The following is a 13962-nucleotide window of genomic DNA, read 5'->3' as shown; positions in this document are numbered from 1 at the left end:
ATACAAATGCTCACCAATGGGGTTGGTCAGAGCGCAACAATCTCGTGCTTTCGCCACATTTGCCTGCACTAATCCGGCCAACCGGCGAACTGCAGTTCGGGGCGGATCCACGCACCGCACGCATTGTCCGACTACCGCGCGCCGAAGCGGCAACCGTGTCCACTAATAACCACACCACAACTGCGCCGCCGCGAGCCGTGCTGGAAGCACTGACGAACACCAGTGACCAGTCCTTGTTGGCATCATTACAGGCGCATGGCATCAGCAGCACCGACGCACAGGACCTCATTGATGAACTCGCGGCCGCAGGCGTCCTAGTTCACGCCGCTGGAACGAAGCCTCGCCGGTTCACGGTTCTCGGTGCCGGTGGGTTCGCGGTGCACATAGCTAGCCGACTGCAGGCAGCCGGGCAGCGGGTGCAGCGCCGAGCTATTGTGCGGCGCACCACCGACTGGTTGCTCAGCGCCGACCCCGCCGACGTTGGTGTTGTCATTATCGCTGGGCAACTGTGGCCAGACGGAAAGCTGCAACATGTACTGCATCTGCGGCAACTCACCCACCTGCCGGTGGGAATTCGTGATGGACACGCCGTGCTGGGACCAGTGGTACAACCCGGAAAAACTGCGTGCTTGACCTGTTTGGATACCGCCCGCACAGGTGTGGACCCGCAGTGGCCACTGTTGCGGCTGCAGCTTGCGGGTTTGCCGACCCCGGCGGCAGGCCCAGCAGTTGATATGGCTATAGCGCTGGTGGTGGCGCAGTGTGCGCCTGCTGCCGGTCAGTCACCACTGTTGCAGCGCTCGACGGTTGAGGTCAGTTGCGACCCCGTTGCGCTCAGCATGCAGCACACGCCAGTGTTTCGGCATGCGCTGTGCCCAGTGTGTTACGAAGGGTAATCCAAAAAAGCGACGTCGCGCCTGGTGCCTTCCGGCAAGTTATTGACGGTATCGCGAATGACCTGGGCCACCAGCTCGCGTGATGTGGTTCGCGGCGTCCCTTCCGGGATCGGCTCAGTGTCATCGCCAAAATACGCCTTACCTGCGGGTTCCATTGTCAACGTCCCCGGCTTCAAAATCACCCAGTCCAGGTCGGTGCTGCGCAGGTACGCATCGGCGGTTGCCTTCGCGTTGGCGTAGTGCACAAAACTATTGTCTTCGGGCACGTCGTGGTCTTTCCGCGCACCCCAGTAGCTGACCATAATATAGTTGCGCACACCTACTGCCTGCGCCGCGTCCATCGACCGGATCGCTGCTTCTTCATCAACTGCATAGGTGCGTTCTTCCGAGCCTCCCCCAGCCCCAGCCGACCAAATGACGGTATCAATGCCTTCCATCAAGTCAGCGAGGGCTTCCGCGCCCAATTCTTCGACGTCGGCTACAACTGGCACAGCCCCGGTTTGTTCCACATCGTCAACGTGGTCTGGGTTGCGAATCACCGAAAACACATGGTGACCTGCGTCAACAAGCAGTGGTTGGGCGAGGAGTGCAACCTTGCCGTGCCCGCCGATGAGCAGAATATTGCGGCCGTCGCCCTCTTCGGAAGGAATGACATTCTCCGCGAACTGCATAACCGCATCGACTTCCGAAATCCGATTTGCTGGGTCCAACGCCCCAGCATGTGAAGTTCCCATACCCCCGTGTCTACCCGCCTTCGGTGAATTCCTCCACTAACGCCAAAATCTGCGCACCATATTTCTCCGACTTCGCCGGCCCAATCCCCGGCACTTGCAACAGCGCCGCTTCATCCGCCGGTTTCGCCTCCGCAATGGCGGTGAGCACCGCATCCGAGAACACCACAAACGCCGGTTTCTGAATCGCCCGCGACTCCGCCAGCCGCCATTTCTGCAGCGCAGCAACCAATTCCGGGTCCGCCGACGATGGGCAGTCCGCGCAGCGCCCCACAATCCGCTCCGCCATAGTCTCCAGATCCGAGTCGCACAGGTCGCAGCGTCCCCGGCGCCGATTCGATTGCTTAGTGACGGTTACCGCGGCGCTTTCATCTGGTGCGATGCCATCGAGGAAACGGGACCGGTTTCGGGTCTTCCGGCCGCCGGGCTGCCGCGCCGCCGCCCACGACAATTCAAGGTGTTCACGTGCGCGGGTAACTCCGACGTAGAGCAAGCGACGCTCCTCTTCGACGGCCTCGGAATCATCACCTTTCTTCAAAGCATGCTGAATCGGCAGGTTTCCGTCAGTAAGCCCCACCAAAAACACCGCATCCCACTCCAGGCCCTTGGCGGCATGCAAACTAGCCAGGGTCACACCGTCGAACTGTGGTGGCTGTTTCGCTTCGCTGCGACGGCGCAGCTCCATCAGCAAACCGGACAGGTTCAGGCCCGGCATCTGTGTGCCTAGTTCCTCGGATAGTTCCGCCAGCGCATTCAGCGACTGCCAGCGTTCCCGGGCCTGTGCACCATCCGGTTCCTTCGCGGTGAGCCCCAGCGGAGCCAATGCCGCCCGCACTATCCGGTGTAGCTCCGCGCCGACCGCCTCCTGCGGCAGATCCGGGCGTTTCGCCACCCGCATCAGCTCACCGATAGCCTGGCGGATCTCAGCGCGGTTGTAGAAGCCTTCCCCGCCACGGACTTGATATGGAATTTTCGCGTCAGTCAGGGCCTGTTCGAAAGCGGCGGACTGGGCGTTAATGCGATACAAAATCGCGATTTCTGCTGGTCGGGTGCCCGATTCGATGAGCCGTTGGATGCTGCGGGCAGTCATCGCAGCTTCCTGGGTTTCGTCGTCATAGTTGGTGAAGATTGGCGCTGGGCCATCTGGGCGCTGGCCAATCAGCTCCAAGCGAGTGCCGGCAATCCGACCGGTGGCTTTCCCGATCACGCTGTTGGCAAGGTGCACAACCTGCGGGGTGGAGCGATAGTCGCGCTCTAGTCGCACCAGCGTGGCCTGCGGGTACTTCTTCTTGAACTGCAGCAAATACTCAGGCGTGGCGCCAGTGAAAGAGTAAATAGTCTGGTTCGCATCGCCAACGACGGTGATATTATCCCGCTCCCCCAGCCACGCGTCGAGGACTCGTTGCTGCAGCGGCGTGACGTCCTGGTACTCGTCGACCACGAAGCTTTGGTACTGCTCCCGGAACTCCTCAGCCACCGCCAACGAATTTTCCATCGCACCGGCGGTGTGCAGCAGCAGGTCATCAAAGTCCAGGAACATCCCGTCCGGAGTGTTTTTCGCCGTCTCGTAGGCGCGGTAGACCATGGCAACAGTTTCTGGGTCTACCGGCGCGGTGCGACCTGCCTTCTCAATTGCCTTCGGGTAGTACTCCGGGGTCACCAGTGATGCCTTGGCCCATTCAATTTCACCAAGGAAGTCTCGGACGGCGTCTTTTGCACTATTGGCGCCGACGTTACGGGCAGCGCGCGCGACCATACCGAATCGGTTATCCAGCAGCTGCCATGGCAGGTCCCCAGCTACTTGTGGCCAGAAATATTTCAGTTGCCGCAGCGCCGCGGAGTGGAAAGTGCGGGTTTGCACACCGGGCGAGCCCATTTTGTGCAGCCGGTCGCGCATTTCACCGGCGGCGCGGCTGGTGAAGGTGACCGCCAAAATGCGTTGCTGGCTGGCGATCCCTTGGTCGATCATCCAGTTGATGCGGTGGGTGATAGTTCGGGTTTTACCGGTGCCAGCACCAGCCAAAATACAGACGGGGCCACGCGGTGCGGTTGCCGCTGCCCGCTGCTCTGGGTCCAGGTCTGCGAGGTCCAGAGAGTGGGCTTTGTTCTGGATGGTGCCAGCGTGTTTAAGGGGTGGGAGGTAATCAGGTCGTTGAAAGGGCATTGAATTCTGCGAATTCGACAAACTTCTCGGTGACAAACTTTTAGGTGTCGTACTTGGTGACGCGGCGGACATACAGCAGGCTATCGCCCGGTTCGACCGACTCTGCTTCTACTGCGTCGATGCGATACAGCTCACCGGAGCGGACCACGCCGAGGACAATGTCAGCGAGGTGGCGGGGATTCGCGCCGACTTCGTCTTCGCGCACTGGCCGCTGCGCGATGGAGAAACCTTCATCCGGCGACAGCATGTCTTCCATCATCTCCACAACCGATGGGGTGACTGTGGCCAGCCCAAGCAAGCGGCCTGCGGTTTCGGAGGAAATGACCACTTGGTCGGCGCCGGACTGGTGCAGCAGGTGCTGGTTTTCCGACTCACGCACCGAAGCAACAATGGTGGCACCAGGCGCTAGTTCACGCACCGACAAGGTCACCAACACTGCGGTGTCATCAAGGTTCGGGGCGACCACAACGGCGCGGGCACGTTGGATACCTGCTAGACGCAGCACATCAGATTTTGTGGCGGAGCCTTGCACGGAGACGACACCCCGCGACGCCGCTAGATCCAGCACGCGTTTGTCGGTGTCGATGACCACAATCTGAGCTGGGTCCACACCGTCGGCAAGCAAAGCGTCGACGGCGGAACGTCCCTTGGTGCCGTAACCAATGACGACGGTGTGATTGCGCACGCGTTTCCTCCAACGTTGAATACGGATTGATTGGCGGGATTCTTTAGTCAGCACGGACAGGGTGGTACCGACCAGGAGAACCAGGAAGACCACACGCAGCGGCGTGATAATCAGCAAGTTCATGATACGCGCATGCTGTGTGACCGGAGTGATGTCACCGTAGCCGGTAGTCGACAGCGACACCGCCGAATAGTACGCCGCGTCAACGAAAGTCAGCGGCTCGGTGTAGCCGTCTTTGTCGGTATACACGACGATGGCGGAAATGAGGATCAGCAGCTGCACGTAGAACATGCGCCGCAGAATCAGCCAGCCGGGCCCTGCCGTGATTGGCTCCGGAATCCGGATGACATCAAGCAGCGAGTGCCCCGGAAGCCGGTCAAGGCGTGCTCCCTCATTGAGCCTGCTTTCTGGCACATCACGCATGCTACGAAGTCACCTTCCATTTGGGATGGATTTAGGAGTTGGCATTGTCAGCCGCATCGGTTGCGGCCAGATACTGTGCTAACTCTACTTCCCCGGCCAAATCGTCGGGTTCAACAGTTTTGTTCTCCACCACATAGTGGAAAGCAGCACGCACATTCTCCGGCTGAACATCATAGCCCTGCGCCTGCAGCTGCCGCGCCCACGCAATCCGGTACACCGCCAACTGGAATGATGCATCGTGCAAGTCCCGGCCGGTTGGCTGCCGACCAGTTTTCCAGTCCACAACCCACCACTGGCCATCAATCTGGAAAATCGCATCGATCCGGCCTTCCAGCGTCCGGCCGCCGATCACAATCGAAAAGGCCTGCTCCACATGCTTCGGCACACGGTTCCCCCACACAGAAGCATCAAATCTCGCCATGAGCTGCGCCAACGTCGCATCCGTCAAGTCAGCGTCGTTAGCACCCGGCAGCATATCTGGGTCCAGCAGGCTGGCCGCACCAAACCGCTTCTCCAGCTCATTGTGGAAAGCGGTTCCTCGTCGAGCAAACCGATTCGGCTCAAACGGCACTGGTCGGCGCAGCCGGCGAGCAAACTGCTTGCGGTCCTTTTGCATCGCCACAACATCCGAGGTGGTCAACGACGAAGGCAAATCGACCACAACTGCCGTGGTTTTCGCCCGCTGATGTTCGTCGATAAGCGCAGTGACGTCGCGCTGCCACAACCCGGCCAACTCTCCGTCCGTCCCGACAGACAGCTGACCTGCCATTGCTTGGCGCACCAAGTCCGCGCCGGTGTCAACATCTGCGCGACGCTCACCTAGCGGGTCGGTCGGAAAAACTGCCGGTGCTGCTGCGGTGCGGGTGGCATCGTACTCTTCCGGCTGCGCATCCCAACGAACAATGACCTGGTCACGGCGGGCTTCATCCTGGTGATAATGCGCATGCGCAATCGCCAACAAACCCGCTTCTTTGCGCACTGTTTGCGTATCCGCCAAGTAGTGCGTCGCCGAAATGTACAGCTTTTTCGCGGACCGAGTCAGCGCGACGTACAGCAGCCGGTCGGACTCCTGCGACGTTCGGTCCCACATGTCGTCCCGGTGCGCCTCAACCATCTTGACCGCATCACCTTGAGTGACACACTCATCGAGTTCAATATCTGGCTGTTCTTCTCGCAGCCCTGCCGGCACCACCTGCGCCTGCGATGGCCAAAAGTCGAGCTTCCCGCCGACTTTACTGGTGTCGGATGACGGGTATACCGAGTCACATACGTGCGGTACCGCCACCACGTCCCATTCCAGCCCTTTCGACCGGTGCACTGTCATGATCTGCACCCGGTCCCCTTTGACCACCGTTTCACCAGCGTCCAACCCGTCGGCGTGCTCCCGAGCCAGTTCCAGGTACGCCAACAGCTTCGACACCGTCGCGTGACCGCGCGCCGCCAACTCCTCCACCACTTTCTGGAATTCATCCAGGTGCGAGGTGCCTGCGGAAATCAGGGTCTGCGCGGTCTCTCGAGCACCGGCTTCCACCCGAATGCCCAGTACACGTTCGATATCGGACACCAGCTCCGGCAATGCTTTCGCCAGCGAGTACCGCCGCAGGTGCCGCAGTTCAGCCGACAGCTCCGAAATCCGCTGCCACCCCGCTTCGCTGTACTGCTCTGGCTCCCCTGGGTCGGCGACTGCATCAGCGAGCGATGCCTCCGCTTCCCCGGTTATCGTGATTTTTTCCAGGCCCTGTTCAAATTGCTTATCGACGGATAGATCTGCCGAATCGCTGGTTTCTGCTGCCAGGCTTGGCGCCGAAGTAGTGTCCTCGGCTTTCGCGTCCGCATTCGCGGCTGCTTTCGTCAGTTGGCGGGCACGGGTGCGCAGCGCGTTGATGTCTTTCAGGCCCAGCCGCCACCGCGCACCGGTAAGGATCCGCATCATATCGGCGTCGCTGGCTGGATTCGTCAGTACTTTCAGCACCGCAAGCACATCAATGATTTCAGGGATATCCAGCAAGCCAGACAGCCCGACTTCCACAGGAATGCCTCGGGTAATCAGGGCTTCGGCGATCGGCGCGACTTGCGCGTTCTTGCGAATCAGAACCGCACCGGTAAATGGTTTCGGACGCTCCGCCTCTGCTTGTTCTTCCTGGTGAGCAAAGTACTCAGCTGCCATTTGGTCAGCAATCCAAGCTATTTCCCCATTATCACCTTGGCTGTAGTCAAACATCGCCATTTTCACACCGTCGGCGGCAGCAAATCCAGGTCGCGGTTCCAGCGCGGAAACCGAGCGGGTGGCAGCGGCGCGTTCAAATGCGGCGTCAGAGATGATGTTCGCCAGTTCGAGCACTTCCGGTGGGTTACGCCATGAGGTGGTCAGTTCCATTTTCGGTGCACTGTTTCCGTCACCAAGCGGGAAATCTTGGCGGAAAAACTCCAGGTTCTCTGCAGTGGCACCGCGCCACCCGTAAATCGCTTGCATGGGGTCGCCCACTGCAGTGACGGTCAGCGGTTGCGACGAGTTCTCGTCGGTGGTTTGGCCTTGGCCGTCGCCGTAGAGGCTGCGGAGCAAAATGCGCTGGGCGGTGGACGTGTCCTGGTATTCGTCCATCATGATGACTTTGAACCGGCCACGTTCCTGCGCACCCACGAGTGGGCTGTGCTGCGCCAGTCGGGCCGCGGCAGCCATTTGTTTGCTGAACGTCAGGTAATTGTTCTTCGCCAACTCCTCGTTCAGTGCATCAACAATGTCAAGGTAGGCCATCCGCTTTTCGTGGCAGTTGACGCAAGGCCGCAGCTTGCTGTGTACCCCGTCTTTGTTGAATTCCAGGCCGGTGATGTTCTCCACAAAACTGTTGGATTCTTCGCGGACGTCGTCGGTGGTCACCAGCGCGGCGTCGATTTCATCGGAGAGCTTGATGACGTCACCGACCACCGAGTTCAGTTGGCCAGCATGGGGAATATCGGTTGGCCAGTCACGCACTAGGTCATAGGCCAACATCCACCGGTCAGTATCCGCCAAAATCGTGGCGCCGGTTTCAATGGGCAGCAGCAGCCCGTATTGCCGCAAAATTTCACCAGCGTAGGCGTCGTACGTGGCGGCTTTTGGCGCAATGACCGCCAGGTTTTTCCGCAGTGGGTCATCTTTTGGCAGGTCTTGGATCAGTCGGCTTTGGGCCAGGGCACTGAGGCGTTGCCGAATACGCAGCCCCAATTCTTGGGCAGCTTTTCGGGTGAAGGTAATACCGAGAACTTCTTCTGGTTTGGCGAAACCGTTAGCTACTAGCCACACAACTCGGTTGGCCATCGTTTCAGTTTTACCGGCGCCGGCACCTGCAACGACCAGCATAGGGCCAGCAGGCGCAGAAATAACTGCGGACTGCTGCGCTGTTGGGTACAGAACTTTGCCGGATTTGTCCCGCTTGCCCGCTGCTTCGGCAATTTGTTCCGGGGTAAAGCGCACAGTGATGGCGGAGGTAGTGCTCATCGGGTGGTTGCCTTTCCGTTGGGCTGGGCGGGGCAGCTGGTTCTGAAGTTGCAGTGGTCGCAGTGGCTGCCAATGGTGGCGATCACGCGTGGGCCGCGGGTGTGTTCCGCCAACCTCACAATGTCGTCGCGCCAATTCGCTACTTCCGTAGCAGTGAATGCGTGCTGGGTACGTTTGGCGGTGGTTTTGTTCAATCGCGGATACGCGAGCTCCGCACCGGCGGTCAGTGGGTTTTCCGATTCTGGGTCCCCAGTTGCAGCGGCGAAGATCTGCTCTCGTTCTTGCTGTGGTTTCGACCGCAGCACTGGTTCGCCATCCCGGTTCTCAGAGACTTCCCCAAGTACCGCCGCCACTTGGTAGGCCGACAACTGGGCGTGTTCTTCAATTTTTGGCCCCTTGGTCGGTGGCGCGCTTTTACCGGTTTTCAGGTCGGTGACAAAGAGCGTGCCGTCGCCACGTTCCCTAGTCAATCGGTCAATGACACCGTGCAACACGACGGGAACTGCATCCGGGGTCGTGCCGAGTTCAACGTCGACTTCGACTTCGACGCCAATGAGTTCGCGTTTTTCTGCCGCTGCAGTTCGGAGCCATTTGTGCCATGCCTCCAGCCACTCTTCTGCTTCGGTGTCGCGTTTCCAATCGGGGTTGTCGGAGATTTCCGGCAACGTTTCCACCAATGCCTGTTCCAGCACTTCTGTTGGCACGCCTTTTTCGAGGTATTCCGCAAGCAGGTGAAAGAGCTGGCCTTGGAGCATATTGGCGGTGGCTTCCTCACGGGTTGCCACGCTTTGCAACATCCACTTCAGCGGGCAGTTCTTGAGTGATTCCACCTTCGATGGGCTCAGCCGCACTTGGCGAGTATCTGCGTCCCACAACGGTTCGGTAGTTGATTCGGGTTGTGCGCCCCACCAGTGTTCCGGGTCGGCGCCGTACACCCCAGCGTCCGCTAGGCGTGCCAGTTGCATTGCTGCTTGTTGACGTTGCCGCAGCGGCATGTCTGGGTCACAGACGGCAAGCCGCAGCTCGGTGACCAGCGCAGTCTCTGCGAGCACTCGTGGGGCAACCACTGTTGCTGGCACGTCGCCGGCGGCTTCGGTGTCTGGCAGACCAACTGGGGTTCCGTCTTCCCCGATTCGTTCAACTGGCAGATTGAGGTTTTCGATGAACCGTGATGGTGCATCCTCACCGCCACCGTCAACGGTATCGACCGCCGTGATGAGCAGTTGGTCGGTGGCTCGGGACACTGCTACATGGAACAGGCGTCGTTCCTCCGCCATGTTCTCTTTCACTTTCGACGTCACGGTGTCCGGAGTGATGCCGCGGTCAATGAGGTCGACAAGTTCTTGTTGTTCCAGCAGGCTGCCGCCAGCTGACAGCTGTGGCCACGCGCCCTCTTGGACACCGGCGACCACGACGACGCGCCATTGCTTTCCGAGCGCAGAGTGGGCTGACATCAGGTGGACAGCTTCTGGTTTTGCGCCGCGACGGTCTCGGGCTCCGGTAGGCAGTTCTTGTTCCCGAATGAACTGCAAGAAACTGCGGAATCCAGCGTGCGGCCGATCCTCCACGAAGTCCCCGGCGACGTCGAAAAGCGTCATCATCGCATCTAGGCCGCGGTCAGCTTGTGCACCATCGGCACCACCGCGCAGGCTGGCGGTACGTAGTTCTTCATCGACACCAGCTGCTGACCACACTGCCCACAATGTGGCTTCAACACCATCTGGCAATGCCACTAGGCCGGCCTGAATCATATGTCGAGCATGTTCAAGGGCTTCTTGTTCACGTTGGCCAAGTTCCTCAAGCATCTCGACATGCTCTTGGTTTAGCTCAGGCTCGGTCAGCAGGTCCACCAGCAGGTCATCAGCGGTGAGGTCGCTTCCTGACCGCAATGCGTATCGACGAAGGGACCGCCGGAGCCGACGCATAATGACTGGGTCGGCTTTGCTGAATCGGCTGGTCAGAACCAGTTCCCATTTGTGTTCTGGAATTGGTCGGTGGTCTTTCAGGTCTGCGACGAGTTCACAGATAAGCAGCAGCGCTGCCACAATGCGCTGTTCAGCTAGCACGACATCGGTCGGATCTAGGTGCACTGGCACGTCATAGGCCAGCAATGCTCGGTGCAGGCTCTTGGTATCAGCCATGGACCGCACCAACACGGCCATGTCTGACCAAGCAATGTCGTCTTCCAAGTGTGCACGGCGCAGGACATCAGCGACTGCCGCAAAGTGTGCGCGATGGGTGTTAAACACCTGTACTTCTGCCACCGCAGGATCTGCCTGCCCAATACCGCGAGGTGCTCGCTCTGCGTGTGCCAACGGAAGTGGGCTTGCTGCTCGTGCCACAACATCAGCGAGCGCTTCTGGCAGCCGGAAGGATCGGCGCAGCACAATGTCGCGGCTGCCGTCAGTATCAGATTCACTCTCCTCGAGTGTCTGCCCGCCGATGCTGTTCAAATAGGTTTCGTCAGCGCCGCGGAAGTGCAATACCGCTTGGTCTCGGTCACCGGTGACAATCGTGCGCGGTACCCCTTCTGACAACAACTGTGCGATCTGTGCCGACCGTGGATCGAGGTGCTCCGCATCGTCAATAAGCAAAAGCTGGATGCGCTCGCGCTCGGAGCGTAGTAGTTCATCGTTGCGTCGAAGTGCATCGACGGCACGGGAGACCAGCTCGGATGCAGACAGTTTCATCGAACCGGCGAGTGCCTGGACCTGCTCGTACTCCTGCAGGAATTTCGCGACTGCTACCCACTGTGGCTTGTGATGTTCATTGCCCAAATCAGCCAAATCATCGGCAGTCAGACCACGTTCCACCACACGCAACAGCAGATCCCGAACTTCACGGGCAAAACCAACCAAAGGCAATGCGCCACGTAATTCTTCCGGCCACTGCGCGGACAAGGTTGCGTCTTCAGAATGGCCCCGCAACAAGTCGCGAATAGCGGCATCCTGTTCCGCGCCGGTAATCAGGGCAATGTCGTTTTCTCCGCCGCCCCGCAACACGCTATCGCGCGCCAACAGCCCGAATGCGTAGGAGTGCACCGAACGAACCAGTGGCTGCGTGCCCACTGCTTGTGATTCGCCTAGCTGAGCAATCCGCGCCATGAGTTCAGACCGAACTTCAGCCGCGGTTTCCTTCGAATGCACCAAAAACTGCACTGAATCAAGGGCGCCACCAGCTTGAATATGTGCAACTGCGAGGTCAATGAGTAACGCTGTTTTGCCTGTGCCGGGACCACCCAGCACTCGCCACACCCCTCGGGAGTCGGCTAATTGTTTGCCGGGAAAAAGTGCTGCAGCTAAACCATCCCAGGAGCGTTCCGGCAGTTCCGGAAGCTGATAACGAAGATTGATCCGCGGTGCATCCGGCGGACTCAATCGGGATTCCAGTCGGCGTTGGCGTGAAGCGGCAAGTTCTTCAGCGGCAGTCAGAGTCATAGCCACATTGTGCCATGGCGGTCAGACGGCAGCACCACCACAGTCGAACATACGATCGGAGGTTTACAGATGCACTTCCAACACCGTGCCCGCACGATGCAAGCCGCGCCACGCCGACTCCTTCGCCGCCGGGTGCAGACAGTGCACAAACAGGCGATACAGCAGCGCACGCAGCAACAACTGCGGCCACTCAGGTAAATGGCGCCACCGCTCGATAATGCCGTCGTCAACGCTGCCTGAATTCAAGCCATCAACGACAACCAGTGCCGCGGACCACTGCGCAGGCCGCCACACCGGCACCAAATCTGTCACTGCAGGAGTAGCCGTATCCGCAAAAATCGTTGTCGCCAGCAAGTCCGCATGGACAATCTGATCCGGCAAATGGATACCCTGCCGACGATCCGCCAGCCGGCCTGCCAACCGCAATGCTTCAGCAACATCCGTGCGCGGCACCACTGTGGCGTCTAAGTATCCTTCCAACGCAGCAATCGGATCCGGTGCCCAAGCGGCTGACTCCGCCACGGCAAACACATCGACTTCATCGAGCGGCATGGTCGGATGTTCCGTCAAAAATCGCGGCCGCGACAACTGCGCTAGTGCTTCTGACAAGCGCAGCGCCACGCCTACCACTTCATCGACACGCGGGGCTGGGGCGCCAGGAATGTAAAACCGCGCCTGCCATCCAGCCATCACATGCCGACCATCAGAGGTCCGCAACGGCCGAGCAATTCGTACACCATCCGGATCCAGCGACTCCCGCACCTTTCCGGACCACGCTGCCCGCGGATGATCCGGCACTGGCGACAACACCGTTTCGGCAAAACGCCAACCACAATCCCATGCAGGACCGACCTCATGTGGAGTCAGTTCAGATACACCGAAACCGCTCTGCACATGTACCGGTGGAATGGGAATTTGCATACTTGACCTCTACTTAAACGGATATGGCCACGGGTTCGGGCGGCACGACGTGTCCTCATCCGGATACACCTCATCCGGATTAATCTTGTGCAACTCCTTGTTGTTCAGCGACAGGGTCTGCTGCATCATAATCGGCGCCAACTTGCCACCCTCTTGGCAGGCCTCATGGCTGGCGAAACCAATCGCATGGCCAACCTCATGGTTGATCATGTACTGCCGGTAAGCGCTCAAATCGCCTTCAAACGGAACGGCGCCGCGCACCCACCGTGACTCATTCAAAATCACCAGATTCGGTTGCCCCTCTACCTGACTTGGCAAATAGCAACTCGTTTCCAATTCGATTTCATAACCGCACTTGGCGTGCACGGTCTCAGTACTGACCAGCTGAACGACAAAGTCAGCATCATTTGCCCGGCGCGAGGTGAATTGGAAAGCAAACTTCGGGTCCCCAATCCACCCCTTCGGGCTGGCCAACGTCGCATTGACCATAGAAACTAATCCGTCATCGCCACCATACGGAGTGGTGTCGATCGGCTCTTCAATTTCAATGCGGTATTTGAAAGTCCGTTCTTCGCCCTTACCCACTTTCGGACCAGGCAGCCCGACGGGACGGTACTTATCCTGACCCTTTTGGGTGAACTTTCCGCCTGGTGGCAAATGCCCCAAGTCCACGAGCTCCACGTCATCAGTCGTCGGCACCGGGCCGCTTCCCCGTGACGACGATTGTGTTGGCCCACTGCTCGGTGCCGCTGACGGCTCCGGGGCAGGCTCAGCGGACGTAACAAACACATCCACCAACACCCACACTGTGATGACCACCATCACGGGGATGGCGTAGGCACGCCAACCCCACTCTTCGACAAACTTCACCAAATTGGAAGAGGCAGGCGGATTGAGCTCGTGCTGGTTAAGTGGCGCGGGAGAATTCACAACGAATCTTCAACTAGCGATTGGACATGAAGTGAGATTTAGGCAAAACCAACACGGTGTGCGGATGGTTGACCCACTTCAATGTAAGCCACGTTGTCGGTGCGCACGAAGACGTGCGCACCCTTTTCGTCAATAAGCTCAAAGTTCTTGGTGCCGTCCAAAGCTTCCTTTAGCTGACCGCGCAACTCCGCTGGGTCCTGATCACTTTTGATGACCAGTTCACGCTGAGTGTTAATGAAGCCAATCTTGATATCCATGTCTTCGGCCCTTCCCTTCTAAATCTTCGTTCCGCACCAT

At 59.1% G+C, this 13962-nt stretch carries 9 protein-coding genes; 1 reads left to right on the top strand and 8 read right to left on the bottom strand.

Going from position 1 to position 13962, the window contains the following annotated elements; translation table 11 throughout:
- The first annotated feature begins 59 nt into the window (after nt 1–59).
- Entirely contained in the window at nt 60–896 is an 837-nt protein-coding gene (locus A3EC_RS0101980; RefSeq protein ID WP_169331385.1) for a TOMM precursor leader peptide-binding protein, read from the top strand.
- Here the strand turns inward: A3EC_RS0101980 and A3EC_RS11055 are convergent.
- From A3EC_RS11055 to A3EC_RS0101940, 8 genes are all read right to left on the bottom strand, one after another.
- Nucleotides 884–1567 (bottom strand): SDR family oxidoreductase, encoded by a 684-nt coding sequence (locus A3EC_RS11055; protein ID WP_051060999.1) that lies wholly within the window; start codon nt 1565–1567, stop codon nt 884–886. The two genes, A3EC_RS0101980 and A3EC_RS11055, sit on opposite strands and share 13 nt — an antisense overlap.
- Before the next feature lie 73 nt (nt 1568–1640).
- Nucleotides 1641–3791 (bottom strand): ATP-dependent DNA helicase UvrD2, encoded by a 2151-nt coding sequence (locus tag A3EC_RS0101970; protein ID WP_018023482.1) that lies wholly within the window; start codon nt 3789–3791, stop codon nt 1641–1643.
- A 40-nt stretch (nt 3792–3831) separates the two neighbouring features.
- A complete protein-coding gene (locus A3EC_RS0101965) occupies nt 3832–4899 on the bottom strand; it encodes a potassium channel family protein (protein WP_018023481.1) in 1068 nt (355 codons plus the stop codon).
- A 31-nt stretch (nt 4900–4930) separates the two neighbouring features.
- Nucleotides 4931–8377: an ATP-dependent helicase gene (locus A3EC_RS11050; protein WP_018023480.1), complete on the bottom strand. Its 3447-nt coding sequence runs from the start codon at nt 8375–8377 to the stop codon at nt 4931–4933.
- Nucleotides 8374–11814, bottom strand: coding sequence for an ATP-dependent DNA helicase (locus A3EC_RS11045; protein WP_018023479.1), 3441 nt, complete (start codon nt 11812–11814; stop codon nt 8374–8376). Before A3EC_RS11045 ends, A3EC_RS11050 begins: the two co-directional genes overlap by 4 nt.
- Nucleotides 11815–11877: 63 nt before the next feature.
- Nucleotides 11878–12735 carry a TIGR02569 family protein gene (locus tag A3EC_RS0101950; protein ID WP_018023478.1) on the bottom strand — a complete coding sequence of 286 codons (858 nt, stop codon included), beginning with the start codon at nt 12733–12735 and terminating at the stop codon, nt 11878–11880.
- A 9-nt stretch (nt 12736–12744) separates the two neighbouring features.
- Nucleotides 12745–13665, bottom strand: a complete 921-nt coding sequence (locus A3EC_RS0101945; RefSeq protein WP_018023477.1) for a DUF3152 domain-containing protein — start codon at nt 13663–13665, stop codon at nt 12745–12747.
- 38 nt (nt 13666–13703) lie between these two features.
- The gene (locus A3EC_RS0101940) at nt 13704–13922 is read right to left on the bottom strand and encodes a DUF3107 domain-containing protein (protein ID WP_018023476.1); all 219 of its coding nucleotides are present in this window, start codon (nt 13920–13922) and stop codon (nt 13704–13706) included.
- Nucleotides 13923–13962: the final 40 nt, after the last annotated feature.

This window comes from Corynebacterium ulceribovis DSM 45146 (assembly GCF_000372445.1).
GTDB classification, from domain to species: Bacteria; Actinomycetota; Actinomycetes; order Mycobacteriales; family Mycobacteriaceae; genus Corynebacterium; species Corynebacterium ulceribovis.
This window is presented reverse-complemented; position numbering and strand designations above follow the sequence as displayed.

Bases quoted from the DNA above. Each gene is read 5' to 3' on its own strand.
- A3EC_RS11055 (WP_051060999.1), bottom strand. From the start codon at position 1,567: ATGCAGTTCGCGGAGAATGTCATTCCTTCCGAAGAGGGCGACGGCCGC.
- A3EC_RS0101970 (WP_018023482.1), bottom strand. From the start codon at position 3,791: ATGCCCTTTCAACGACCTGATTACCTCCCACCCCTTAAACACGCTGGC.
- A3EC_RS0101965 (WP_018023481.1), bottom strand. From the start codon at position 4,899: ATGCGTGATGTGCCAGAAAGCAGGCTCAATGAGGGAGCACGCCTTGAC.
- A3EC_RS11050 (WP_018023480.1), bottom strand. From the start codon at position 8,377: ATGAGCACTACCTCCGCCATCACTGTGCGCTTTACCCCGGAACAAATT.
- A3EC_RS11045 (WP_018023479.1), bottom strand. From the start codon at position 11,814: ATGACTCTGACTGCCGCTGAAGAACTTGCCGCTTCACGCCAACGCCGA.
- A3EC_RS0101950 (WP_018023478.1), bottom strand. From the start codon at position 12,735: ATGCAAATTCCCATTCCACCGGTACATGTGCAGAGCGGTTTCGGTGTA.
- A3EC_RS0101940 (WP_018023476.1), bottom strand. From the start codon at position 13,922: ATGGATATCAAGATTGGCTTCATTAACACTCAGCGTGAACTGGTCATC.